Source organism: Rhizobium sp. 01T417 (genome assembly GCF_056398905.1).
Window position 1 is genome coordinate 1 of record NZ_JBFTQH010000088.1, and the last position, 2,816, is coordinate 2,816.

General features: G+C 59.7%; 1 protein-coding gene and 2 pseudogenes. 2 read left to right on the top strand and 1 reads right to left on the bottom strand.

What is annotated here, in order from left to right; genetic code table 11:
* Nucleotides 1–22: 22 nt before the first annotated feature.
* A pseudogene (locus AC1DPR_RS31460) lies at nt 23–718 on the top strand (transposase); the annotation flags it as partial.
* 333 nt (nt 719–1,051) lie between these two features.
* Here AC1DPR_RS31460 and AC1DPR_RS31465 read toward each other — a convergent pair.
* Nucleotides 1,052–2,083, bottom strand: a complete 1,032-nt coding sequence (locus tag AC1DPR_RS31465; protein ID WP_477817963.1) for an IS110 family RNA-guided transposase — start codon at nt 2,081–2,083, stop codon at nt 1,052–1,054.
* 130 nt (nt 2,084–2,213) lie between these two features.
* On the opposite strand from AC1DPR_RS31465, the pseudogene AC1DPR_RS31470 reads away from it, so the two are divergent.
* Nucleotides 2,214–2,816: pseudogene (locus AC1DPR_RS31470) on the top strand (transposase); the annotation flags it as partial.

A 2,816-nucleotide genomic window follows, 5' to 3' on the forward strand; every position in this document is an offset into this window, starting at 1 on the left:
GGGGTTTGTGATTCATTGGGACATGTTGAAGAAACCTGCCCCCACCCAGACGGCTCTTGAGATGGTGACGCTCGACAGTCTGGTGCCGAAGGATCACCTGCTGCGCAAGATCGACGCGGTGATCGACTTTTCCTTCATCCATGATCGTGTTGCGGGGCTTTATTGCGCCGACAACGGCCGCCCGCCGCTCGATCCGACCTTGATGTTCAAGGCGCTGTTCATTGGCTACCTGTTCGGSATCCGCTCGGAGCGTCAGTTGGTGCGCGAGATCGAGGTCAACGTCGCCTATCGCTGGTTTCTGCAGATGAAGCTGACGGACGGTGTGTTTGACGCCTCGACGCTGTCGCAGAACCGCCGCCGGCGCTTCAACGACACGAGCGTGGCACAGGATATTTTTGACCACATCGTTGAGCAGGCGATCCGTCATGGCCTGGTGGACGGCACGGTGCTTTATACGGATTCAACGCATCTGAAGGCAAATGCCAACAAGGGCAARTAYGATCTTGCGATGATCGAAAAGTCGCGCTCCGATTACTGGGCCGACCTCGACCGGGCGATTGAGGCCGAGCGAGCAGTGCACGGCCAGAAGCCCTTGAAGGAAAAGGAGCGCGAGCCGCAGGTGAAGGAAACCAAGGTGTCGCGCACCGATCCCGACAGCGGTTACATGGTGCGCGACGGCAAGCCAAAGGGCTTCTTCTACCTCGATCACCGCACGGTTGTATAATCGCATTCCGTCCGTCAAGAGAGGTTGAGCATGCGGCATCCTTACCGGGCTGAAGGAAGGCAACGCGGCGCAATCCGAATTGTCGGTTCGGCCCTCAGCGGCCATGTCCTTCAGAGCTGTCCAGTGCTGGGAGCAGGGTTGTCTTCGCGGTCGACAAATGTCGCCGCATGATGGGTATTCGCAGGTAGGATCTTCCTTATGTGAACGGCGCAATCTTCTATTACGTTGCAGCGAGCGATACGGAATGATCCAACCTACGTCCGCAGCACGGACGCTCAGTGCCTCAAATCAGGTTTGACGCGCTGAGGGAGGAAGGCTGGCTGTCGCTTAAGCGGCGGCGCCAGCCGAGGCGTTGAACACTTCTCCTGTCCTGAGCATGCTGTGCATGATAAMCGCAAGCTTCCGGGCGACCGCCACCGCAGTGCGTTTGAAGCCCAACCGCTCGCGCAGCTTCAGCCCCCAGCTCCTGAGACGGCTTTCGTTGCCGGGTCTGGTTCTCGTGAGGAGGACCGTTGCCGCTTCATACAGCAGTCCCCGCAGATGGCTGTCGCCTCGTCGCGAGATGTGGCCGTCATAGTCGACCTCACCTGACTGGTAGCGCCGCGTTGTCAGCCCAAGCCAGGCACCAACTGAGCGCGACGTTTTGAAGTTTTCTGGATCTTCAATCGCGGCAACATAGGAGACGGCCGTAACGGCGCCGATACCCGGGATCGTCATCAGGAGCTTCGTCGGCTGGCTCTGCCGTGCCACTGCGAGCAGCTGGCGATCCAGATCGGCCGCGCGCTTGCGGATGCCACGCCACGCATCAAGCAGGGGCAATATGATCGCTGCAAGGGCGTCATTCCCAGCTAATAGCTCCCTCACTTTGCCATCAAACACCCTACCCTTTCCGTTGGAAACAATGAGGCCGAATGTTTTCATCAGGCCGCGGATCTGGTTGCTGAGCTGGGTCGAGATGCTCAAAAGCTGATTGCGAGCCGCCACCAGGGTGCGCGTCAGCATGCTGTCAAATGACTTTACCCGGACCGCCTTGTAGAAGCCGGCTTCGGCCATCTGGGCCAGGCCATCCGCATCATTGGCATCCGTCTTGTTGAGCGTCTCGTGCAATATCTTTTGCGCGTGCCGCGCTTCGATGCAGATCGCGGGAACCCCTTCGGCCATCAGTGCATGATAGAACCACGTCGACAACGGCCCCGTTTCAAACACAACGCGCTTGGCGTGCGGGGCGTGCTTGCGGATCACCTGCGCCAAGAGCTTTGGATCCGAAGCGCGCTTCCCTCGCCATATCCGCTTCCCGTCCTCTCGGATCGAGATCGCCGTATCTTTCAATGAAACATCAAGCCCGATATACTGGTCCATGGTTGCCTCCATTGATGTTTGGGCCCGGTTCCAATCGTGAGCCCGTATTTCCATCTTATCGGGGGCAACCAACCCAGCCAGTACCATCTAGTAAAAATGCACTGAGGAGATCGCGCCGCGATTACCCCATGTGGACGGCAAGCTTGCGATCATCACCGATACCCATGTSACGCCYGCCAATGTGCATGACAGTATCGTCTATCTCGACCGGCTGGACCGCCAGCGGGAGCGGTTCGGCTTCGAGGTCGGYGCTGKCGGGCTGGATGCCGGCTATGCCACGTCCGGCATCGCCAAGGGGCTGGAGGACCGCACCATCCTCGGTGTCACCGGCTATCGCAACCCGACCCCGCCCAAAGATGGCATGATGCGCAAGTCGAAGTTCGTCTACGAGCCTGAGGCGGACGGTTATCGCTGCCCCGAAGGCCAACTGCTCGCCTATGCCACCACCGACCGCAACGGTTATCGCCACTATCGTTCGGATCCTGCCATCTGCCGCGATTGTCCGTTGCTGGCCTCCTGCACATCAAACACCAAGGCGGTGCGTACCATCACCCGCCATGTCTGGGCCGACGCCCGCCAGCGCACCGACGCCCATCGCCTGACCCCTTGGGGCAAGGCAATCTATAAGCGCCGCAAGGAGACGGTCGAGCGCTCGTTTGCCGATGCCAAGCAGCTTCACGGGCATCGCTATGCCCGCTTTCGAAGTCTCACCCGCGTCGCATGCCAGTGCCTG